The sequence below is a fragment of the Fodinibius salsisoli genome (assembly GCF_026229185.1).
In the GTDB taxonomy this organism is placed as follows: domain Bacteria; phylum Bacteroidota; class Rhodothermia; order Balneolales; family Balneolaceae; genus Fodinibius; species Fodinibius salsisoli.
On record NZ_JAGGJA010000001.1, the window covers coordinates 151,898 to 176,866 of the forward strand.

The 24,969-nt window shown below is 43.6% G+C and carries 15 protein-coding genes; all 15 read right to left on the reverse strand.

All coding sequences use genetic code 11. From position 1 onward, the window contains the following. Positions 1 to 232 precede the first annotated feature (232 nt). Entirely contained in the window at positions 233 to 1,486 is a 1,254-nt protein-coding gene (locus tag J6I44_RS00505; protein ID WP_265763967.1) for a pectate lyase family protein, read from the reverse strand. A 39-nt stretch (positions 1,487 to 1,525) separates the two neighbouring features. After that, a complete protein-coding gene (locus J6I44_RS00510) occupies positions 1,526 to 2,710 on the reverse strand; it encodes a DUF4998 domain-containing protein (protein ID WP_265763968.1) in 1,185 nt (394 codons plus the stop codon). A 62-nt stretch (positions 2,711 to 2,772) separates the two neighbouring features. Further along, the gene (locus J6I44_RS00515) at positions 2,773 to 3,990 is read right to left on the reverse strand and encodes a DUF5000 domain-containing lipoprotein (protein ID WP_265763969.1); all 1,218 of its coding nucleotides are present in this window, start codon (positions 3,988 to 3,990) and stop codon (positions 2,773 to 2,775) included. A gap of 33 nt (positions 3,991 to 4,023) precedes the next feature. Further along, entirely contained in the window at positions 4,024 to 5,922 is a 1,899-nt protein-coding gene (locus J6I44_RS00520) for a RagB/SusD family nutrient uptake outer membrane protein (protein WP_265763970.1), read from the reverse strand. A gap of 30 nt (positions 5,923 to 5,952) precedes the next feature. After that, the gene (locus J6I44_RS00525) at positions 5,953 to 9,453 is read right to left on the reverse strand and encodes a SusC/RagA family TonB-linked outer membrane protein (RefSeq protein WP_265763971.1); all 3,501 of its coding nucleotides are present in this window, start codon (positions 9,451 to 9,453) and stop codon (positions 5,953 to 5,955) included. Between the two features lie 18 nt (positions 9,454 to 9,471). Further along, positions 9,472 to 10,509: a FecR family protein gene (locus J6I44_RS00530; RefSeq protein WP_265763972.1), complete on the reverse strand. Its 1,038-nt coding sequence runs from the start codon at positions 10,507 to 10,509 to the stop codon at positions 9,472 to 9,474. Between the two features lie 796 nt (positions 10,510 to 11,305). Next, a complete protein-coding gene (locus J6I44_RS00535) occupies positions 11,306 to 11,863 on the reverse strand; it encodes an RNA polymerase sigma factor (protein WP_265763973.1) in 558 nt (185 codons plus the stop codon). A gap of 258 nt (positions 11,864 to 12,121) precedes the next feature. Next, positions 12,122 to 12,490: a Dabb family protein gene (locus tag J6I44_RS00540; RefSeq protein WP_434084221.1), complete on the reverse strand. Its 369-nt coding sequence runs from the start codon at positions 12,488 to 12,490 to the stop codon at positions 12,122 to 12,124. 202 nt (positions 12,491 to 12,692) lie between these two features. Beyond that, on the reverse strand, positions 12,693 to 13,544 hold the full coding sequence (locus J6I44_RS00545) for a sugar phosphate isomerase/epimerase family protein (RefSeq protein ID WP_265763975.1): 852 nt from the start codon (positions 13,542 to 13,544) through the stop codon (positions 12,693 to 12,695). A 170-nt stretch (positions 13,545 to 13,714) separates the two neighbouring features. Then, positions 13,715 to 14,743 (reverse strand): ThuA domain-containing protein, encoded by a 1,029-nt coding sequence (locus J6I44_RS00550; protein WP_265763976.1) that lies wholly within the window; start codon positions 14,741 to 14,743, stop codon positions 13,715 to 13,717. 209 nt (positions 14,744 to 14,952) lie between these two features. After that, on the reverse strand, positions 14,953 to 18,132 hold the full coding sequence (locus tag J6I44_RS00555) for a PVC-type heme-binding CxxCH protein (RefSeq protein WP_265763977.1): 3,180 nt from the start codon (positions 18,130 to 18,132) through the stop codon (positions 14,953 to 14,955). A gap of 30 nt (positions 18,133 to 18,162) precedes the next feature. After that, positions 18,163 to 19,668 carry a RagB/SusD family nutrient uptake outer membrane protein gene (locus J6I44_RS00560; RefSeq protein ID WP_265763978.1) on the reverse strand — a complete coding sequence of 502 codons (1,506 nt, stop codon included), beginning with the start codon at positions 19,666 to 19,668 and terminating at the stop codon, positions 18,163 to 18,165. Positions 19,669 to 19,714: 46 nt separating this feature from the next. Further along, a complete protein-coding gene (locus tag J6I44_RS00565; protein ID WP_265763979.1) occupies positions 19,715 to 23,110 on the reverse strand; it encodes a SusC/RagA family TonB-linked outer membrane protein in 3,396 nt (1,131 codons plus the stop codon). Positions 23,111 to 23,124: 14 nt separating this feature from the next. Next, positions 23,125 to 24,201, reverse strand: a complete 1,077-nt coding sequence (locus J6I44_RS00570) for a FecR family protein (RefSeq protein WP_265763980.1) — start codon at positions 24,199 to 24,201, stop codon at positions 23,125 to 23,127. A 130-nt stretch (positions 24,202 to 24,331) separates the two neighbouring features. Further along, complete coding sequence (locus J6I44_RS00575; protein WP_265763981.1) at positions 24,332 to 24,922, reverse strand: RNA polymerase sigma factor; 591 nt, start codon at positions 24,920 to 24,922, stop codon at positions 24,332 to 24,334. Between the last annotated feature and the right edge of the window lie 47 nt (positions 24,923 to 24,969).

The window sequence follows — 24,969 nt, forward strand, 5'->3', positions numbered from 1 at the left end:
CCGTGCTTTGAATCGGAGCAGACTTGTAAAACTCTGCTTCTGTCAAAAGTAAATCACACACTGTAGTGTAAGCTTCCCTTTTTCCCGAAGACTTATACCAAGTTCTATACTATCCTTCATCTTATTAGAGGCGGCGAAGGGAACAATCTACTTTTATTTAAATGATTTTCATCCACATAGGTAGAATAAAAAAATTAGATAGGCAGATTCCTTCTCTTATTTATGCCTTTTGCTACTTTATAAGAGCATTAAGATACCGTTCGAGATTAGTATAGCCCTCTTTATTCACTTCATTATAATCCATCTTGTTATTTGGATCCAGCCCTTTCGCCAATTCCCACTTGTCGGACATGCCATCACGGTCAGCATCTTTGGGAGGGGTTCCCCCGCTTATATCACCCGGTCCTGCTGTCGGTAAACCTGCTTCGTTACTAATCGTTTTACCTTTTTCACCCAAAGAAGTGAGTTCATTGATCAAAAATTGATCAACTTCATCGCGATGTAGAGACGAACCTACATGCTCAACAACCCAATTATAGGCTTCTTGAGTTGATCGCACAGTGACTGTGGGAAAATTGAACGGCTTCCTCATCCAGCTTACAGGTCCATAGACAGTCTGATCTATAATAGCTCCATCCAGGCGGCCATTCCTGTTATCATCATACCAATTTTTAGAAGCGTAAAGATGAAAGTTTTTATTCGCTCGATTAAATGGGGCACTCTTTGTTTCTGGACCTGCAATGAAATAATTATTGCGTACATTTGCTTCAGAATGGCGTCCTGAATCCCCCAGTATATACCCCGCTACAACCCAATTATAAATCACATTATTCACATACTGATTAATTCCCTTCACCTTAGGATTTCGGGTATGATTGTCGATATACAGACAACGCAGTATTGAAATTCCGCCCTCAGACTGTATGAGCCCCCCGGTTGAATGATTTTGCAGTCCCTGGCTAATAATAGAATTCTGAATGGTCACATTGCGTACTTCTCCATTGATATCGAAGGTGCCATCACGTCCCCAGCTAACCGATATATGATCAAAAATCATGTCATGACCGGAAGCAATGGCCATAGCATCCTTTCCTTTATCGCCCACCTTCCCCATCCGGATTCGGATATATCGCGTTATGGTGTTATTGGCTTTTGAATACGAGAGTCCATTCCCATAAATAGTAATGCCCTCTCCCGGTGCTGTTTGACCTGCGATGGTAATGTTTGGAGCCACCACAATGCGAGATTTGATCTTAATAACTCCACCCACTCTAAAGATCACCGTTCGATGGGATTGGCTTACCGCATCACGGAATGACCCTGGCCCCGAATCCTTCAGATTTGTCACAAAATATACTTCTCCACCTCTGCCACCCGAAGCATGGCGGCCAAAGCCTTCAGCCCCGGGAAAAGCAAGGGGCTGAGCGAGTACAGACAAATCTAAAAAAGTTAACAGTATGCCTGCAATAAGTACTCTAACGTTCATACCTATCAATTAACCCAACATTCAAGGTTATTATTTTGGTTACCCACCATTTATCTCTGCAAAAAACCAGAATAAAAGGCCCGTCCCCCCCGTTCCTCCGAGCAGTACTTCGTCACCTGCTTCAAATTGTTTTTCCCAGACACTAAAGGTGCGGTCAGTACCATTTTCATCCAGTACGACCTGGGTGTCATTCATACTCCAACCCCGCTCCTGCAACCATCTGTAATTACTTTCATCCAAACGATCATCATGCGCTGCATAAAAAGTTACCGTACCCTGCAGGTCTTCTCGTATCGTTACTGTTGCGAGGGGATCACCTTCAATGCCTTCGGCTGACCAGGCTTTGGAATCATTGGCAGACCGGATAAATTCCAAGCCCTGGTAAGGCCCTACATCTCCGAATACGTAATCCCGATCAACATAAGATTTAACACCTGATTGCAAACCCGTTTCTGGCACCTCCCACGATGACGCACCATCATTCTGGGCTATGTCTGCAATGATATCGCCAATTCCAAAGCTAATCTCAGCTGGCGTTACCTCGGTCTTAAATGTATCAATAGCCATAGGACTGGGATGAAAGTAGGTGGTATATTCAATAATATCGTTACTCACCTCGTAGTCGTAATCTTCAAGAACACTACTTGTCTCTCCCTGTTCTATAACTGCCGTTTTTCTATCGCCTGATGCCGTCTGATAGTGAACCTCGGTATATACCTCTGTGTCTTCAGCATCCCCCCATTCAATTTCTAACTGGTCATTAATAAAAAGCGTCTGTTCAAGGGCCCGGGAGAGTAACGAGTTAATATAACTCTCACCATACACCTCACCAATGGTTGTTACATTGATTGACCGGTTTCTCTCCTCATCAAAGGTATAGATATCAAAAGTGTAGGATCCCCCTGCCATATCCGAAAGCATGATATTGACCATCCCGTCCTCTGCTTCTCGATCTATTGGTACTTCAAGAGAGTCGCTGCCATTGCGCCAATAGACCCTGGCCTTACTAACCGACGGGTCTGAGGGCAATGGAAATGATATTTGCACCCGATTCTTTCCGGGATAAACTTTAATAGAATCAGCGTTGGGAATGGCCGGATAGTCTATCGGCCCTCCCTCTGTAAATCCCTCATAAGAACTATGCATTGAATCACTACATGAGACAGAACTGATAGCTACCGCAATGATTGCCAATAAGAAATACTTAACGTGAATAGATTTCATAACGAATCAATTTAATAAAGTTCATTTTGTAGGCTTTACAATTTAAATAGCCTCATCTTCCTTTAGTTATATACTTCTTGTATGCTCCCCCAAAACCTAAGCTCTGCTATATACAACCAGCCGGTCACGCCTCCCCAATTCTCATTGACCTTAAATCTCAAATAGCGTACAGCAGGAGCATTTTCAGCATCGGGAATTTCAAAGTCTTCTCCATTGACACAACAATACTCGATGTCTTCATTTGTAGGAGGTTCCTGTCCGGAGGGCTTAATGGATTCAAAATCTCCCAATTTGGTCCAGCTCCCCCAGCTTCCATCGGAATTAGGATCGTTACTGCCCCATACCTCAAATTGTTTTACATCCCCCGAGTAATAGGCTCCGTCATTCGGAGAATCATTATTTCGATGATAAAACTTAAACCGACTTAACCTGACTTTAACTCCCAAATCAATAGTAAACCATTGGGGCAAGCCCGTTGCCTTAGTATGGAAGACATTAGAACTTTCATTCCACACGCCATCCCACATCGAATGTATGCCATCACCACAACAGTGAGGTTCATGCGAGTCGGTTGGCAAAGCTACTTCTGCAAAATTTTCCGGGGCTAGTTCCTCTTCAAACAAAGGAGTTAATTCAGTGAAAATGGTGTCAGACCGATTATTCCAACGATCACGGATATATAGACCAAAGCGGCGTTGCTCAGCCGGAAAACCACGTGCAGCAAAGGTTCCATGCTGACTCTGGGTATAATGCTTATATGCTGAAACCACTTCTCCCGTGGAGTCTTCCATGAGTACATTCAGCATGAGATCTGCTTCAAAATCATTCTCAAAATTTACTTTAACCCCGCCAAAAGTCTCATTCATCGTCACTGTTTCAAACACATTGACTACCGGCGGTGTTTGAGGCTCAATGGAAACGGTTACGGGTTCAGAGCGTTGCTCATCCTGTCCAACTGCATATATCTTTCCTTCATACTTACTAGCATCCGGAAAGCCTTCTACGGTGAGTACGTTTTTATAGTGAGAAACTTTCACCTCGCGGACATCATCATCTCCAATGGGAAATTCAGCTTCTACATAACGCAGGTTTTCACTCTGAGGCAAATCATAAGTGATTTTTGCTCCTCCGGGGATATTTTCCACTGCAATATTACTCACAGGGTCTGGGGCACTTGCATTGGTATCCGTTGGGAAGACACTATCCTTGCTCTTGCTACAGCTTAGCAGGGATGCGACCAACAACATTAAGGTCAGACAACAAAGTCTATCATTCTTCATAACAAAATAAATTTTGAGTGTTGTATTAATTAACTACCAACCTGGATTTTGAACCGTTTGTGTATTTGATAAGAGTATATCTTCATCCAATGGCCACAAATAATCGCGGGCAGTAAAACGCTGATCATATATCAGCCGCTCCCGATAATAGCCTTCCGGTGTTTCCTGGCTCAAGTCCCATCCAGTTATTGGTTCGTTCATCTCTTCATCAGCTTTCTTCCATCGGCGCAGATCCCAGAAACGTTTTCCTTCAAAGGCCAGCTCTATTAACCGTTCACGATGGATTATTTCTCTCATCCCCTCTTTTGTTGTGTACTTATTCGGGTTCTCAGAGTAGTTCGACCATGCTTCCTCAACGGGCGGAATTCCTGCTCTTTCGCGTATCAGGTTAATATAGGCGTGGACCTCAGCAGTAGGACCCTGCACTTCATTTAATGCTTCTGCATAGAGTAAATAGAGATCCGCAAGGCGCATGACGGGCCAGGGGTAACTTTCAACGGTATAGGTATCACCCGACCCTATTACGTTATTATAATTGACTAACTTCTTGGTCCAATAACCCGTTGCTGAATAAAACTTTGGGTTATACTGTGTCGCCGGATCCCCTTTCTTGTTGGATACATAAAATAGGTTCCCATCGTCGTCTAAACGGCCCTGTCCATACCAGATTCCTCCATCAAAGCCCATGCTTGCGTAAAAGCGAGGCTCTCGGTCAAAATGCAGCAAGGCGGTGGCATAGCCTTCCTCCAAGTTATATTTTTCGGATTCAGTAGCGACTTTAAGTTCGAACCGCCTTGAATAATCCCACGTCTTATCTTCGGTAAGAGGCACTCCGTGATCACTATAGAACATCTCCGCAATCTTTATGGGTGGCGCAAGACTTCCCCGTAATGAACCGTTATCTATATAATCCGGATCGAGTCCCCGGGGCGTAGCAAGATTTTGTATCCCGTCGGCCATACTATTGGTATTTCCCCAGATAATCTCCGAGTTCCATTTTTCAGCTACACTGTTGCGAATACTCATCTTTGTTTTAGTCGTATCCGACAGTTCATATTGCGAAAACTGGGGCTGAAACTGGTACAATTCATAGCCCAACGACTCCGCTAAATCAATGGCTTCTTTGGCAGCATCAGCTGCTTTCTGCCATTTTTCCATCTCAAAAGTGGTATTAAATAACTCTTGTCCATCAGGGCCTTCAAAGCCTGCATACCCTTCATTGCCATTAAACAAGGGACTGGCAGCCGTAACCAACACCTTGGCTTTTACGCCTAATGCAATAGCTTTTGTGACCCTTCCCAGCTCAGAAATTTCACTATTCACTCGGTCAGGCAAATCAGGGATAGCCTCATTCAGTAGCTGTTCGACATAGGCAAAACTTGAATCTACCGAAGCCCGTGATTGATCTACCTGTTCCCGGTCTGCAGATATCGGCACGTTATCTTTCACCACAATGATAGGTCCATACATTCGTATCAGCCAAAAGTGATAATAAGCCTTTAAAAATTTGGCTTCTGCTATCCAGCGATCTTTTTCTGATTGATTCATATTGGGTACCGAACCAATGTTATCCAGGAAAATATTGGTCTGCCGAATGCCTTCATATAAATCTTTTCCGCCATTCTCTCCCTCCCAATAATTTGAGTATGGATCCACTAATCGTTGGTTTCCCCGTGCGATCTGTACAGGCGCACTTGAAAAGCTTGGAGAAACCCACACTTCATCACCTGCTAAAAAAGCAGGATTTTCGGTTTCACTTACATGCGATGGCATATAAGAATAGCACGTAAACAAAAAACGTTCGGCTGTACTGCGCATCTCAAACGCCTGATCTATTTCAGCAACATTATCCGGAACAATATCCATGAAGTCGGAACAGCCTGATAATGCGAACAGTAACGCAACTAATAATATTTGTTTGGTTCTCTTCATAACCTTTAATCTGTTTGTTAAACCTTTCGATTAAAATGATACATGGATGCCCAGATTAAATACCTTCTGTATGGGATATCCCAGTCCCTCGCCCGCCATTTCTACATCCCAAAGGTCAAACTTACTCCAGGTGAGCAGATTGGAACCATTGGCATATATCCGTAAATCATCTACATAAAACTGCTGAAGAAACTTCTGAGGCAGAGTATATCCTACCTCTAATTGCTTTAGGCGTACAAAGGAACCATCTCTCATAAACCAGGTACTGGTCTGCGAGTTATTATCCGTTCCTATAGAGCTTGAACTTAGTCGCGGCCACAAGGCGTAGATATCGCGATCATCTTCAGACCAATGGTCTTCTGCATAAGCTTGCAAAAGCTGTTGATCTCCGATAAATGGGGTAGTTTGGCCAACATTAATCCAAAATGATGAGCGGGCCGATCCCTGGAAAAAGGCGGAAATATCCAGATTTTTATACCCTGCTGAGAAACCAAACCCATAGACAATTTCAGGAGTTGTAGGATAACCGATAGGGACCTGGTCTAATTCGGTAATTTCCCCATCACCATTCACATCACGATATTTTATATCTCCGCCCCCGTACTCACCAAAGTTTTGACGGGGCGCGTTATCCGCTTCTTCATCATCCACAAATAAACTCTCGGCAATATAGCCCCACCGTTGCTCGATCGGATAGCCTTCGCGAGACTTCCACCACTCCTGATCATATTCATATTCTTCATACGTCAAGTATTCACTGGTAGCATAGGTAAAATTAGCCCGTCCCTGGAGCCACCAGGTGTTCCCAAAAAACTGACTGTAATCCATTGATAAATCAAAGCCCCGACTAACAGCCTCACCAACATTGGCTTGTGGCGTATCCGAAAGGCCCATTGATGCCGGGATAGCAACCCGGTCCATTAAAATATTATTGCGTTGCTCCCGAAAAATATCCGCCTGGATATTCAGCCTCTCAAATAAACTAATCTCCAAGCCCAGGTTTAACTTTTTAGCTCTTTCCCAGGTAATAGCCGGATTCGAATAACGGGACAGCGACATCCCCTCTCGGTAATAACCATTATCGCGGCCAAAAACGGCGCCTCTCGAAGCGTCATTCATATTCACATTCGACAGATATAGAAAGCGATCTGACAGGCTTCCAATGGCATCGTTTCCGCTTAAACCATAGGTAGCTCGAAATTTCAGTTTATCAACCTTATCGGCTATCGGCTCCCAAAAAGGCTCGTTGGACACATTCCATGCCACCCCTACCGAAGGGAAAAAGCCGAACCGGAAATCTTTATGAAACCGTTCCGAGCCATTGTACCCAAAATTAAACTCGGCATAATAACGACTGTCATACGTATAAGTGGCTCGACCCGCCAAGTTAACATTACGTCGGGGTAATGAAGACTGCAGGTCGCTGGCATTACTTGCCACCTCATTGCGCGTCGTAAAGACTAACAGGCCGCTTATATCATGCTTATTTAAAAATGAATTTTGGTAATTCAACTCCGACTGCATGTAAAAGGAGGAAACGACGGTCTCAGAGCCCGGATTATAACTTAAATATTCTGTTCCTTCTCCCTCGTTAAGCAGGTTTATTTGATAGTTTCCTGAGGCCTGATCGAAGGAAGAAGTGGAATACCAAAATGGATCATAAGATCTGCTCACCTCGGAGAATGCCTCCCGCCGTGTATTCAACAGTCCACTCAATTTAAGGCCTTCCGTCAGAAAGGAAAGATCCTGCTCGGCCTCAAACTGGGCAGACATAACAGACCGGTTATAGTGTCGGTAGCCCCGAACCATTTCGGCATAGGGATTTAGCATATAACTCCCGCCTTCTTCATAATTCCCAAACATCGGATGATCGACATATTGATGTTCATCATCGCGCTGATAAACGGGAGGAAAACGGACAGGGTCGGTGCGCATGACCATCTCGTATATTTCTGCTCCACCTTCGAGCGGACCTTCATAATCATCAAAATCGCCACTTAGCTTAACAGCTATATCCGTGGTATTGGTTAAACTAATATCAACATTTGAGCGCAGATTATAGTTTTTCAGGTTAATATTGTTATTGAAGTTATTCCGATTGTCCACCTTCAGCACCCCATTATCCTGGTCCACAGAGCCTGCTACATAATAACGAGCTACATTCCCACCTCCGCGCACATTCAGGTTGATCCGTTGATTCATGGCGTAATCTTTAAACAGGGCTTCTCTCCAATCCGTAGAGGGATACATATAAGGATCAACGCCTAACTTTGTGTTATCAATTTTTCTATCGGAGTAGGGCAAAACAGCAAGAGGATCGCGCGTGAGGGCTGCTTCATTATGTAACTCCATGTAGGTGATGGGATCGGCCAACTTAATTTCCTGTGTGGGCATGGAAATAGAATTTTCCATTCGTACAGAGATAGTAGGCTTACCCTGATACCCTTGTTTGGTTTTGATGAGTATCACCCCATTTGCAGCCCTGCTGCCGTACAATGATGTTGCGGTAGCATCTTTCAGAATAGAGAAACTGGCAATATCATCTGGTTCTAAGCGAGCTAACTCTGTTGATGACACTTCAATATCGTCAATCAATATCAACGGGTCTTGTTTATAGCCAAAGGTCGTTACCCCTCTGATAAAAAAGTCAGCATTATCCTGGCCCGGTTCGCCACTCCGCTGGTAAGATATAACTCCGGCCATTTGTCCGGCTAACGAGGTTGTCAGGTTTCCACCTGAACTTGCTTTTTGCAGATCATCGGAACTGACAGAGGTAACGGCTCCAATTACATCTTCCTTTTCTTGTTCACCAAATGCCACAACCACCATCTCTTCTCCCTCAACAGTCTTGGGGGCTAACTCGATATTTATTTCGGTCCTGCCGGCTATGGGAACTTCCTGTCGTTCATAACCAACGAAAGTAAATATCAGAGTGTCTTGCAGCGAAGGTGCATTAAGTTCAAAGTATCCTTCCCCTTCCGTAGAAGTACCTGTATTGGTACCTTTTATCATCACGTTCACACCCGGAAGCGTCTCTCCTGACTGCGCATCCGTAACGGTTCCCGTGACTGTTTCTAATTTTGTTTTTAGCACAGGACTTAGTTTCTGCCTGATAATCAGTATATCCCGGTCAGGGGCTAAGGTTGCCTCCAGGTTGGTATCTTTAAGCAACACATTCAGGGCCTCATATATGGATACCCCATTTAAGTTAACGGTTACTTTTTTATTGGGAATAGCATATTCCTGATAAGAAAAGCCCACACCAACCTTTTCTGCCAGTTGGCTTAGTGCTGAAACCAGCTTTACATTGTCCAATGCAAGGGAAAGTTGCTGATAATCTGCCTCCTTTTTCTGATTTAGTGCAAACTGTCCCTCCAATTGACTCTGTTGTTTTTCTTGTTTTAATTGGATTGAACCCGCAGACGCTAAGCCAGCTGAGGAAAAAGCCAGTAGCATAATCCCAATTAAGGCAACCGTTATGCTCTTCATCTGGGACTTATCCGGATGTTCTTTAGCAACTTTATTAAGCATTTTCATAAGATTTGATTCCTACCTTTGATATTCATTGTTATCTGCGTTCTGATTCTGCTGTAGCCAGACTACCTCTTCTCCTTTTAGCTGATAATTGATCCGCAGGGTCATAGAAATGACCTCCAGAACCTTTTTAAGTGATTTACGTTCAAAATTGGTAGATACCGTTAATTTCTTGAGCCTATCATCAGAAAAGGAAAAAGATACATTATAAATGCGGCTGAGCTGCCGGCTTACCTGGTCCAGGCGTGCCTGATCATAGGCTAACCGACCATTCATCCAGCTCAAGTAATTATTTACTCCGAACCGCTCAATCTGGAGCGTTTCTTTCTGCAGATCCAAATGACCAAATTGTCCCTCCGTTAACTGAGTAGCTGTTTCTTCGGCCTGTTGATCTGACCATATTGATACCTTTCCATCCGTGACTGCTACCTGAACATTCTGCTTTCCCGGTATAGCCCGAACATTAAAAGCCGTACCTAAATCTTTGACTGTGGCCCGATCGGTATGCACCACAAAAGGCTTTTCGTCATCTTCTCCTACTTTAAAAAAAGCTTCACCCTCCAGCATAACCTCCCGGGTGGACTGGTTAAAATCTGCCGGTATTTCGACTTTAGCATTGCTGTTCAACCTGATTTTAGTACCATCACTCAAGGTTAATGCCTTTTGTTGGTCACTTCCGGTCACATAAGTAATGGGCTGGGATACATTCTTCTCCGGCTCAGGATTTTGAATCCATGCATAGTACGTCACCGAAACCAACAACAGGATGACTGCAGCCGCCACTTGCCCATAAGAAGAGAACGTACGCTTCGAGTCATGACTATATTTATCCTCCGGCTGGGTCTCACCTTCAATGACATCCCACATTGTTTCTGACCGTATTTCAGACGTCATAGGCTTAATGTCCCCATCTTTTAGATGCCCAATATCTTGGTCCAACCTCTCCTCGAGGAAGGCTTGGCCTTCCGGCGTTTTCAGCCATTCCTTTACCTCTTCAACTTCCTCAGGCGTACATTGATCTTTAAAAAAATTTTCTACCTTCCTTCGATCCATAGTTTACTTCTTTAGCAATTATCTGAGGGTATTTTACTAACCCTTCATTATGAATACGTTTGCACAGACCGAAAGTATTAGAAGTTTTTTTAAAAATTTGCGGGATTTCCTTCTCTTTTTTTTGAAAATCCTTAATTAACAGGGAGGGTATAAGAACATAAGTATGCGGAAAATGGCTGCATATTCATCTGCCGTACATTGATAAGGAGGCCAAATATAAATCAATGTTAACGTCTTAAATATATAGAAGGGACGTGATTGATCAGGACTTTCGATATTTAAAGGTTGGTATTTTAATCCCGGACTTTACTGTGTTAAGGTGAGTTATAACCTCGGAAACCAACATGCCATGGTGGTGTTCCTGTTTTTGAACGATCAAAAAAGGAACCCAAAAATCACCGTCTGAGAATCCTGAACCCAGCTCCGTCCTACAGGTGGGAGCATTTCAATGGTCCTTCCCGTTGGGTGCTCGCTTTTTGACATCCACCGGTATGAAATACTCCTGACCACCTTCCGGTCTCCGCTCAGGATTCATAGGCCGGAAAATTAGTTCCCGGTTTAAAATAGAACAAAAATTCATAGCTACTTATGCCTCATTTGGACTTCTGACCACGTGATTATCCAGCCGAGAGCAAATAACTTCTGAATTTGGCTCCTATTTTAGAATTCTTTTGGTAAGTCCGTAGCAAGGCATAAAGAATATTAATTGGACCATACCCTATACCTTTATATCCATAACCTCTCAGTTATATTTAATTTAGGAGAGAAAGCTAAAACTGATAGCTGACGGCTGGAGCTACTGTATATCAGCATGTTTCTTTAAGTAGTTACGGACATACTTCGATCCTAAATAAAATTGTGTCTTTACGGTATTTACAGATACGTCTTTCTTGTCTGCTACCTCAGCATTGGAAAGGCCCTCAAAGTTTTTCATTTCAAAAACTTTACGTTCCTCCGGAGATAGGTTGTCTAACGCTTTATGGACCATCTCTCTATATTCATCGTAGATGATCTTTTCAGCAGTTTTCTCCCTGCGCGGTTTTTGCTGCGATACCTTTTTAAACTCTTCTTTAACTTTTGTACTACTTTTTTGCTTACGAATGGTATCTATTAAATGGTTCTTCATCATTGCGAACAGATATCCTTTGAGAGAAGATTCCCTTAGCTTCGCTCTTTTATTCCAAATCTTGATAAAGATATCCTGAACGGCATCTTCAGCAAGATACTGATCTTTCAGGTAGCGCTTTGCAAGGAAATAGAGCTGCTTATGATATCGATCATATAACTTTTTGAATGCCTCCCGATCCCCATCCCGGATCTTCTGCACCAATTGCTGGTCACTTATTCTTCCCATAGAATTCCCTTATCATTCTTTGGTCTTCTTTAGATAAGAGACTCTCAAAAGAAAATTCTACTCGTAATGATTTTGAAGAATTGGGAAAATTGAACTAAGAAAAGATATAAATGGTTGAGTTGCTTCTCTAAAAAGAGAAGCTAACTCAATCTTAAATAAGGTTACAATTCTTGTGTAACCAAAAAACTGTTTAAGCAAATACAGGAGCCAGAAACTAATTCTGACTAAAGCTAAACTACTTATTCCAATAAATGCCCATCACTCCTCGCTCGCCCAGTAATCGATGACCAGCACATCTTCCATATGAGGTTCCAACACTTTTACAAAGGCTTTATGATCGGGATGAGGCAAATAGGTTTCACGATCTTCTTCGGTCTCAAAAGTAACGAAGAAGCAGTGCGTAAACCCTTTACTTAACCCTTCAGGACTATTATTGGTTCCCCACTCATAATCATCGATAACTGGTATTTTATCCTGAAGTGCTGAAAAAGCTTCCTCTACTTTAGTAATTTCCTGCTCTGTGGCATCTTCCTTAAACTTTATTAAAACGACATGACGCAATTCTTTATCATCCATAGATGTTTGATCCGATACTTCTTGTGCTTTTAACATGCTGGCCTGTCCCATTACGGGTATAGGCTGAATACAAGTAACAGATACTAAGACGACTAAAAAAAGTAAAGAGTATTTCATACCATCCTGGATTTATATTGCTAAATATATTTTAAACTATTACAAATTTTCGCCTTTAGACTAAGGCCTTAACTAACCCATATAATTACCGGAATGCTGAGAGTATTTTCAAATAAAACCTCTGCATGGGAATATTTTAAAGGCCGTGTTTTTCACTCATCTGTTTAATAAAGGCATAACCCTGCTCAGCCACGTCCCAGGGCTTATTGTATTCGCGCCAAACATTGATAGAATTGGCAAAATCCGGATCATCCCGGGTAAACGATTCAATGGTCAGCCACCCATCATAATCAATCTCCGAGAGTGTGGCAAAGGTCTCATCCCACGGCACATGTCCTGATCCCGGGGTGCCGCGATCGTTTTCGCTGATATGCACATGGCCCAACACGGGTTCGATAGTACGGATGGCTTCTCCAAGGTTCTTCTCCTCGATATTGGCATGATGGGTATCAAAGAGCGATTTTACATTGGGATGGTCTACCTGCTCGACGAGATGCAACAACTGACTCATCGTATTACAAAGGTAACATTCAAACCGGTTGATAGCCTCCGGAGCCAGCATAATATCCGCCTGTGCGGCATACTCTCCCGCCTTGGCTAACACTTCCGCGCTGCGCTTATACTCGTCTTCATCCGGAGCTTTGTCGGCGAAGGTTGCAAAAGCCGAATGCATGGGCCCACAAATGAGCTCCGCATTCAAATCATTTGCCCGGTCGATGGCCCATTTAATACGATCCAGTCCTTTTTGACGTACTTCTGCAGAAGGGCTAATGGGATTTTCCTCTGGATTCATGACCATTACACAGGTCATATCTAGCCCCAAATTACTGATCTCTTCTCCAAATTTTCGATAGGCATCTTTATCCTCAACTCCCAGGAAACATTCAATACCATCGTAGCCAATTTCTTTAAGGCGTTCTGCAACTGGTAACATTTCTTCTGAAATAGCCGCCGACCAGGCCAACAGGTTAAATCCAACTTTCGTCATTGTAGTTTTGTTATTTGATATTTTAATTACCGGTTAGTGGGCCAACCACCCCTGACCCCTCCTTCATAAGGAGGGGAATATTTGTATCCTATTTTTTCTCCCCTTATGAAGGGGAGATCAAGAGGGGTTGTTAATATCATTATACCCAAACAAACACTTTAATTATGGTTTTACTTAAAATCAGAGGGTTTCATGCCTTTTTGATGATCCCCAAAGCCAAACATCGTGGGGTTGTAGGCTCCATCAATCGAAACGTCACTTTCTTCCGGAATATCTTCTTCCATCTGTAATCCCCAGTAACTGGCATTGACCAACAGGCGGCGCAGGTCTTCGCTTTTTAAATCGACCGATGCGCCCATCGTGGTTGTAAAAATCCGGCTGGTATTTCCGGCTTCACTAGTATACTCTTTCGTCCAGGCCACCGGCATTACCGACTTTTGCCAATTCAAGGAGGCTTCCGGAGTCATTCCCTCAGTCGGTTGTCCCCAGACCAACACATTAGGGTTGCCTTCCAGCTCCCGAACGCCATACACATCCGTCGGGCCCCAAATATCATCGACACCTCTAAGAATGGGGTGTCCCTTTCGTTGTTCAATGCCATCTACCAGTCCTCGTGTGCCTTCCTCTCCGTGCACTCCGTGATGGTCGATCCATGTTTCTCCCAAAATTTGTCGGCCGAAACCACCTTCCCAGCCTTCCTGCTCACTGGCATAATCATATTTTGCATAGGGACTGTCGGTGTTTCGCTTATAATTAAATGCATGCGTAGCGGTCCGCATCCCCAAGATAGGTTTGCCAGAATGGATGTACTCATCAATATATTTCATCTGCTCATCCGGCAGCTCCCGAAAGCGAGTAAATAACACCATCAGGTCAGCTTCCTGTAATTGTTCCAGGCCGGGAATATTAGTTTGATGTTCAGGATCCACATTGCCTGTCTCCGGATCGATCGCAAACAGCACCGTAGTCTCAAATCCATGGTGCTTCGCCAGAATCTCTCCCAACAGAGGCAACGCTTCTTCTGAGCGATATTCCTCATCTCCACTCACTAAGACAATATGTTTTCCATTTCCGGCCCCTTCCCCGGCCTCATACGAAATCCATTGCTCCCCTTGTTGAGCATCTACGCATTGGATATTTAATGAAGTCAGGAGAAGAAATAGTCCGATACATATCGCTAACCTTTTTTCTATTGCCATAGCTCTTACACTTTATCCGGTGTTTATAAATTCTGTTTAAACCTTGATAATGAATATTAAATAATGCCTTAGTTGTAACGTAACCCACCCTATCCCCTCCCGTGGAGGAGATTAAAAGGTGGGTCAAAAAAATAATAGGAGAAAATAAAATCCTTATACATAATAGCTATTAATTTCTGATATACACTGTATAAGTTAAATCTTTATGCTTAATCAGGATGTTCTTCCAGCAGCTCCGCCGGTGTATAAAGTCCTTCTTTATCCTTAACGGCGTTACGTACTTCTTTTACCTTATCGGCTGTAACAGGAGCTGCTTCATTACCAAATGCATTGCGAACATAGGTTGAGACTGCAGCCACTTCTTCGTCACTCAACATACCTCCAAAAGCGGTCATTGGTACCTGACCCGGATATTTTTCGCCAGCCACCTCAATGGGGCCCTGCAATCCTTTAAGTACAATTTTAATGAGCCGTTCTTCCTGGCCTGTCACCCATTTGGATTCCGCAAGAGGTGGAAATCCCGAAGCCCCTTGCCCGTCCGGTTGATGGCAGGTTCCGCAAAACCCATCCTGCTCATAAATGTCTTTCCCCTTAATAAAAAGCTTCCTTGCTTCCCCTTCAAGATCAGTTTCAATCTTTTCCTGCTCTTTTTCTTCTTCATCATGATAGGGTTTATCCTGCACATGGGCTACCGCTGCCTTCAATGGTTCTTCCATCCATTTATCCAGCGGATGGTTTTCGGCTTCATTTAGTATAGCCATGCCTTCCTCTTCGCTTAACCAGGATGCGGCCGTAATGGCTTCCAGGCGGACCCTGCCATGCTCATCACCGGCCGCTTCTATCAATAGCTCTTGCCGATCGGCAAGCTGGTGGCCCATATAGCGGAGTACCCGAACTGCGGCTGCCCGCACCCGATGGTCTTCAGCTTTTAACAACTGGCGAAGCAGTGATTTATCCACCTTGTTAAGTCCCCAGGAAACCCATAGCGCTTCCAAGAGATGATGCTCATAGTCAGGACCATTCTCATCCAAATTCTGTGTCCATGTTTCGATATGGCTGAGCACCTCATCGGCATCACGGCTTCTGAGCTCGCGCCGGGTACGATAACGTGATCGATACTCAGGTAGCTTCAGGTTATCCAGCAATTGATCGATGCTGGCCCCGACAATTTCAGCAGGCTCTACGAGTGGACGCTCAGGGTACGTAATGCGATAAATACGTCCGTGCGAATGATCACGAAGCGGGTCGCGGGCGTTATGCTGCATATGGCCAATCAGTTTATTGTGCCAGTCAACGATATAGAGCGATCCATCGGGAGCAAATTCAGAATCAACGGGACGAAAATTCGGATCGGACGACTGCACCAAATCCAGACGGTGTTCGGTAGTGTAGCCGGTGCCCGCCTCCTGGACGTTGTGCATCTTCGTGCCTAAAAAGCCGATAGTATTATTGATCAACATATCGCCCTGAACCTCATCCGGGAAATGCCGGCTCGACACAAACTCAAGTCCCGATGTTGGGCGTACCATATGATCTTCCTCAATTAGATTTTCCGTCATTGGCGAGGCTTCTCCATATCTTGATTTAATAGTCGAAGGCATCATCCAGCGGACGTTCGGGCCGGATGTTTCTGCAAAAAAGTTTTGTCCCCACCGATCAAAGGCGATACCCCAGGGATTGGGAATGGAAATCTGAGCCGTGCGCTCCAGTCGTTTACGTGCGGGATTATAGCGGTAAAATCCACCATCTGTTGCGCGAACCGGGCCATAGGATGTTTCTACATTTGTGTGCAAAAAGACGCCTTCGCCCATGTAGATCGCGCCCGACGGGTCGGCCGTGTAAGCGCTGTGGGCATGGTGCGTATCGTGGTCATCAAAACCACTGAGCACCACCTTTCTTTGGTCAGCTTTATCATCTCCATTGTTATCTTTGAGCAACACCATATCAGAGCCCTGGGAAAGGTATACCCCCTCCGGGGCAAGCTCAAATCCAACCGGCAGGTGTAGACTATCCGCAAAGACGGTCTGCTTATCTGCCTGGCCGTCGCTGTCGGTATCCTCAAAAATAAGAAGCTTGTCGTTGGGCTTATCGCTCCCGGGTTTGTAATGGGGATAACTGGGCATCACGGCTACCCATGCACGTCCTTTGTTATCAAAAGATATCTGAACCGGATTGGCGAGATCATTAAACTGCTTTTCTGAAGCAAACAGTTCTATTTCATAACCCGGTGCTGTTTCAAATTTGTCGAGGGCCTCTTGTCCATATAAATATTCCGGATCTCCGTGCCCGTAAGCATCGGACCTGTAATTTGTTTTAACTTCGGGCAGCTTTTTCGTCTTGGCATCCGCCTCCTCCATATCCATCACCTCGCCGTTGAGAGCCTTCCAGATGGCCGTATCCCTGATGGCAGTCATTTGTCGAATCTTGTCAATCTCATAAGGATAGTTATCCGGACCATATGGTTTATACCTTCGGCCATAGACATGTACACCATTGGGAATTTTATAGTCGTTTTCCCACATCCAGTTCTTTTCCATCACCATATTATGGACCTGCGATCGGCGTTCTGCTACTTCTGGTTCCTTGTCTCCAAAAATCTTATCGGCCAGTAGATTGGCAAACTTTTTATAGCCCTTTTCGTTGAGCTGTGATCCATCGATGGTCAGCGCTTGCCTACTATTCCCAAACCATTCTTTAGTCGGTGCATAGACATCTACAAAAGATACCTTCTTCTTTTGAGCCACTTCCTGCATCCCATCCGTGTAGAGTGAAAGTCTTTCGTTTATTCGTTGACCATCGGGCACATCAAGGCTGTCAGATAAATTTTCGAACGCTATGGGAGAAATAATCGCAAGCTTCGGCGGATGCTCTCCATTATAATCTTGCTTGAGGGTATGATCTATAAAAGCTTCCAACTCGGCTTTATAGGCATCAAGACCTTCTTTGCCTTCAAAGGATTCGTTATAGCCAAAAAAAGCAATAATGATATCGGCTTCGAGCTGGGTTAGCCAGGTATCCGGTGTTGGATAATGACCCACGCTGGATGGTTCGGCCGCCAGCTCATCCTGAAATTGCGCCGCTCCCGGAAAGGCCCAGGGCGAATTACGAGCTGCATGGGGCCGAAAGCCGGGCGTATTTCCGGGATCTGATATATTCCGGATATAAAGCGAACTATCCGGATAGCGAAGCTGCATTTCGGTCTCAAAGTGACCGAAGTCCATCATTCTCGACCCCAGGTTATTCCCCATCAAAACGATATGAGAGCCTTTCTCAAAAGTTAACTTTGGCTCTTCTGTAGCCGAGCAGCCAGATAGTATGAGTAGCAAGGCAAGAATTTTTGCCCATTGCGCATAATAATTGTTAAACGACTGTTTGAATTTTGTGTCCACTATTGGTTTTAATGTTGGATAAGACAAAAGTTAGTATCCTGGGTTTTGAATAAGGTTTTGGTTATTTCGCAGCTCGTCTGCCGGAATTGGATAAAGCAATTCGCGCTCTGTTAATGTTGGACCATACACAAAGCTATGACCAACATAATCATCAAATTCTTCTGTTTCCAGATTATATGCCTTTCGAATACGAACCATATCGAACCATAATTTATTTTCATAACTGAGTTCATGCCATTTTTCTTCCCACACGGCTTCTCTGAATTCAGCTTGTGAAAGCCCGGATAGGTCAGGTATCTCGGCCCGGCGACGAATACTATTTACAGCCTCGTATGCAGAAGGAGTCGGGCCATTATTTACCTCATTCTCGGCTTCGGCATAAATTAACAAAACTTCTGCATAACGAAACAGTGGCCAGTTTCTACCTGACTGTGCTGACGAAAGATGTGTTTCGGTGTCAAAGAATTTATAAATATACCAGTTGCCCACATCAATTGTATCTGTACGGTCGGTTGCTCGGGTAAACTCTCTAAAATAAAACTGCTTTTCCTCCGCTCGTTTATCTCCAGACTCATACGTATCATAGAATTCTTGCTGAACGTAAATCCCACCGGTTTCGGCTGAAAGTACGGAAATATCCTGATTATAGGGAAGTGTTACACTTTGCAAACCTGTGTGCCCAGCTATGCTTTCCTCAAATTGGACCATAAAAATATGTTCGCCCGTATTTTCGGTAGCATCGCTATGTAAATCATCATAGGAATCGAATAAGGTATACTCTTCAGAATTAATGACCTCTGCGGCCTTATCCCTGGCAAGTTGATAATATTCTGCTCCAGCATCCAAGGGTTGCCCCGCCATCGTTAAGTAGACACTTGAAAGCAAGGTCTTAACGGCTCCCATTGTCACACGACCACTTTGGTTATTAAAAGGTAAGCCAGAATTCTGCTCTACCCAGGTTAAGTCTTCGATAATGGCATTATAGACATCCCCCACAGGTGACCTTTCAGGGGCCAGTTGCTCTGAATTTAATCCAACAGGTTCTAATATTAAGGGTATTTCTCCAAAAAGCCGGACCAAGGTAAAGTAATAGTAGGCTCGTAAAAACCGAGCTTCGCCCAGGAATTGATTCTTCTCCGATTCATCCATCTGGATATCTGGAATATTGGCAATAGCCTCATTGGCATTGGCAATACCCCGATAATAGCTTTCCCAATAGGTCTCACCGTAATCGTTGGCTGCACTATTGTCAAGCTGCCGGATATCCAAACTATTGGTAGCCTGCCCCAATTCAGTATTAGCAATCCCCGTTTGGAATTCGGTCATCAGCCATGTGGCCCCGCCAAAGCCCCCGCCTCGTACCGACCGAAGATCTTGATAAATTGAACTCACAGCAGCCTCCGCGTGTGAAGGTTGTGTATAATAATTATCCTTAGTAAAACTTGAAGGATCGGACTGTGACAAAAAGCTATCACAAGCTGACATCCCAATTACAATCATCCCAGCAATCAAAGAGTAATAAATTGTATTTTTCATAATGGTAGAAATAAAAAGGTTATGATTAGCCACAGTGTAACTTTAGTTACAAGCTGATATTCAGCCCAAGGAGAAAAGTTTTGGCTTTAGGATATTCAAAGTACTGTGCCCGCCCCCTTGAGAATGGCGACCCGGAGGTTGATACTTCCGGATCATAACCTCTGAATTCTGTGATAGTAAATAAATTTTGTGCACTTGCATATACCCTTAAGTTGCGAATACTCCAAGGGGCCAGTGCATCGGGTGAAAAGGTATAAGACAAGGTGAAGTTTCGTCCCCGAATAAACGATCCGTCCTGTATTCTATGGGTATCATTATCCGTATCGTAACCGGCTTGTGTTGGCCGTAACTGGGCAACAGGGGTATCCTGGTTCTCTGGTGTCCAAGCATTAAGAACGGATCCTAAACTATTAGCAATCCCTACCCTATCTTCGGTAGAATGAACCGCCTCCCACATCACATCATTACCGTACACAAACTGTATATCAGCCGAGAATTCAAAGTTTTGGTAAGAAACGGTATTAATAAAACTACCATAGCCATCCGGAATACCATTACCTATTGGAACCCGATCATCCTGATTTATGGCTCCATCATTGTTAACATCTTTATACTTGATATCCCCAGGCAGTCGATTGTACTGAGCGGCCTCTTCTGCTTCATCGGTATTCCAGGTTCCCTGCGCAACATATCCCATAAAGGTGTTGACGGGTAATCCTTCACGGATAATACTACCGGCACCGCCACCGTGCACACCGCCGCCAGTTTCAATATCAGACCCTCCGCTTAGCTTTAGAACCTCATTCTGGTTAATAGACAGATTAAAGTCAGTACTCCATGTAAAGTCAGACTGCTGAATATTATACGTGCTCAGCGTTAACTCGATACCCCGGTTTTCCATACTGCCAATATTTTCAAAAACAGAGGAATACCCACTGGTCGTTGGAAGTGGTCGGTTCAACAGCATATCTTCTGATTTGCGGCGATATACATCGGCTTCAATAGATACCCGGTCATTAAATAACCCCAACTCAAGCCCAATATCGAACTGCTTGTTGATTTCCCACTTTAAATCAGGATTTGCAAGTCTATTTACCCCTACACCTGTATATCTGGTATTATTAAAGATAGCTGTGTAGGTTCCTAAACCGGCTTGGTATTGGTAGTTAGCAATTTCGGAGTTTCCGGTATGTCCGTAGCTGGCACGAACTTTGAGGTCGGATATGAAAGAAATATCCTGCATAAAATCTTCCTCCGAAACCCTCCACCCTATAGCTCCGGAAGGAAAGAAGGCATACCTGTTGTTTTTACCGAATCGAGAAGAACCGTCGACACGACCCGTTGCCGTGAACAGATACTTATCATTATAAGTATAGTTTAATCGTCCGAAATATGAGGCTAACGTATATTTGTTCTTGCTCGAGCTCGGAGGCTGTGGATTATTGGCAATTCCCAGATTATTGTACTCAAAATAGTCATCCAAAAAGCCTTGTGTAGATGCCGTTGAAATTTGAGCTGAGGAAACCTGTATTGATTGTCCTAACAAAGCATTAATGGAATGGACATCATTAAAATCGTTGGTATAATTCAATGTATTTTCGAATTGCCAGTCTTCATTATTTTCACCGGTAATACTGGCCGTCCCATTCGCATTACGTGATAAATAGGGAATCGTTCGCCCATTATAAGTCCGTACATCCTGATTGACAATATTCGCACCAACTAATGTTTTCAGATTCAGCTTCTCTGAAAAAGTAATATTCGTATGAAAACTGGCAACAATATTTTTAGTCGTGTAATTATTGATGGCTTCTTGCGACACCCGCTGCTGGTTGGGTCCCCCCTCCATTCCGGGATAATCTTCATTGCCGGCCCATGTACCATCCGGATATTTTACAGGTACAATGGGTATCGATTCATATAACATTCTCATGGACCATCCATGAAGTCTCTTTTGCTCTTGATTACTATAGTTAAGGCTACCTCCTGCACTTAACCAGTCATTCACTTTTGTTTGCAAATTAAACTTGCCCGAATAACGCTTAAGCCAAGAATCGGTCATTACCCCTTCCTCATCTCTATAGGATAGGAAAGCACCATAGGTGGTTGCTTTATCTCCTCCGGAAATGGACAACCCATGATCCTGTGTAATAGCTTCTCTAAAGGCTACATCCTGCCAGTCTGTATTATATATGGGATTTCCGTTTTCATCGAAAAGTCGGGGATCATCTCGTTTGGTAGTTGGATTTGTATATTTACCGGCCGCAAATCCCGATGGATCGTATTTGGCAGCGTTTTCATAGGCAATCTCTTCAACCCGCAAGAATTCTTCAGCATTTAAGACATCAATTTTTTTAGAAACCGTTCCCACACTGACGGACCCGTTATAGTTCACTCGTACCCCTTCCTGTCCCTGCTTGGTTGTAATAATCACCACCCCGTTGGCTCCACGAGCTCCATAAATGGCGGTTGCTGAGGCATCTTTGAGCACTTCTATAGACTCAATACTACCCGGGGGTATGGAATTGATCGGACTTATCCCACCCTGCATATCCTCTACATTCATGATCACCCCATCGACGACATACAGCGGACTGTTGGTATTACTTACCGAGCTACTACCGCGTATTCTAATGGTCGGTTGTCCCCCGGGGGCACCAGAGCTTAAGGAAATATCCACTCCTGATACCTTACCAGCCAAGGCTTCAGAAATATTTGTTGCCGACTGTTGTTCTATAGCATCAGCGTCTACTGTACCTACCGAGCCCGTCAGGTCCGATTTTTGCAAGGTACCATACCCGACCACAACCATTTCTTCGCCTTGGATTGCCTGAGACTGTAACTCAATGTTTATCTCTGTTCTGCCGTTAACAGGTAGCTCTTGCGTTTGATAGCCTACAAATGAAACGATCAGTGTATCTTGGAGCGTAGAAACATCAATCTCATATTGGCCCTCGCTATCCGTAGATGTTCCCATCGTAGTTCCTTTGACTATCACATTAACACCAGGCAGTGGCATGCCATCCTGAGCATCCGTTACCGTTCCTGTTATAGTTTCATCCTGGGTCACAAAACTGGAAAGAGAAGGTTGCTTTTTTTCAACAAGAACATAGGTCTCTTCATCGATCTGCCAATAATTGATATTAAGCATTGTTAGAATATGCGCCAGATCATTACCTGTTGAATTTTCACCAAAAGACAGCTGTTCTAAATCTACATATTTGTCAGCAATGACTTTATCTTCATAAAGAAATGTAACATTGTAGTCAGCTTTGATATCATCAAGCACTTCTTCAAGAGATACAACTTGTCCCTTTAGCTCTAAAGCTGAACTGGCTAATAACGGTTTTTCAATATCCTGTCCATATATCTCTCCCGTTGATACTAAGGGGATAAAAACTAATACAAGTAAAAGGTGCCATATGCTTTGTCGTTTTTTCATAATTATAATCCCTTTTATTTTTTCGTTTCTGTGCGACCTATTTCAATTGTACTATCTGCTTGCTGTACAACTGGCTCATCCAATATTTTGGACAATGCTCTTTTTAAAATGTTGAGGTTGGTGCTTTTTATTGATCCCGATAGAACCCTTTGTTTTAGTTCAGTTCTACGGAAAATAACTCTTACGCCATAGATATCTTCTATACGTTGAGCGATCTCTTTTAATGGTGTCTTATCGAAATGCCATTCATCGTTTACCCATGAGGTATAAACCGAGGCTTTGACCCTTTGCAGATCTGCTTTAAGATTTCCTGATACATAATGAGCCATTTCATTTGGCTTCATAACAAATGATGTATCAGATTGTGTAGAATCACTGCCGATCTTTATCCTTATCTTTCCCTCACTGAGAACGGTCCGGGTTCCTAAAGAAGAAGATTTGACGACAAATTCAGTCCCCACAACTTCCACCGTTCCATCAGATGTATGCACCCTGAATAATCGTTGGTCATCACCTGTCAGTTGAGTAATATCAAAATAGGCTTCTCCTTTCAGCCAAACATCTATACTCTGTTCTGACCGGGCAGAAGAAGTATACTCTAAACTGGAATTTGCATTTAAAATGATGACAGATCCATCACTGAGTCTAAATGATTTTTTCTCTCCATAAGCAGTACTAAACGCCCCGTTGACGGCCTGCTGCTCATTTAAATGATCAGCACTGTTGGTATTGAAGGCCGAGTAAAAACCGACTGATACAACCAAAATTATCAAGGCGGTGGCTACTGCTCCCAAAAAAACCTTGGGGGAATATATTGAGGTTATATTGCTTCCTCGTTTTGTATGTTGTTGGCTCCCTGAATATATAGAAGTCTCAAACTTCTTGAGTTCGGCCTGTACATCCGGTACTGTCAACTCATCCGATCGGGTTAAACGAATCAGTTCTTCTGCCTGATGCACTATTTTTTCCCGCTCTTTATGCTCTGACATCCAGTTTTCCCAATATGCTGCCTCTGCCACTGAGCTCTTTCCTTTTATCCACCGGACAAAAGAATCGTTTGTTAATAATTTTTCTATTTTCGTATCGGGCATCACGGAAAAATTTCTGGCTGTTTTCTACAATAGACACAGCCAAAACTCCTTTGTACCGGATTTTCTATTATTTAATACGAAATTATTTCTGTAGCAGGTAAACTGGACAGTATGATAAAGCCTAAATGCTCTACGAGAGGTGACTTTTTAACCTTTTAGTAGCCTCATATATAAGATTACGTACTCGTTGATGAGACAAAGCCATTACATCAGCAATCTCCTTATTCCGTAAGCCATGCTGCAGTCGCAAGAAAAGAGCCTCTTTTTGTTTATCTGTCAACACCTTATAGGCTTTCTCCAAACGCTCTTTTTGTTCTACTTTTCGTTCTGCTACAACAATTTCATCTTCAATTGTTCGGGGTAAAGAAATAAAGTTCTGCATGTATTCTTTATTTCTCCGACGACGAGATTTCAACTGTTTCTTTTTTCGGAATAAAATCCTTCTCAATGACTTAAGAAGATAAAATGTAACAGATTCTGCCCGCCCAATATCCGCCCTATTATTCCATAGCTTCAAAAAAAGTTGTTGAATACCATCTTTGGCAGCTTCTTCATCAGATAGAAGTTTCATCCCATATCGGTATAACTTGGCATAATATCGTACAAAAAGCTCCGATAACGCCTTCTCATCTCCGCCGCGAAACGCCTCCCATAACTCTTCCCGGGAACATTCGTCTCGGCTATCAATGTAACTCGATTGTATATACCTAGCTTCTTGCATTATTACCTTTAAACAGTTTCTCTTCCGTTGAAAACCGGAATAGCCAA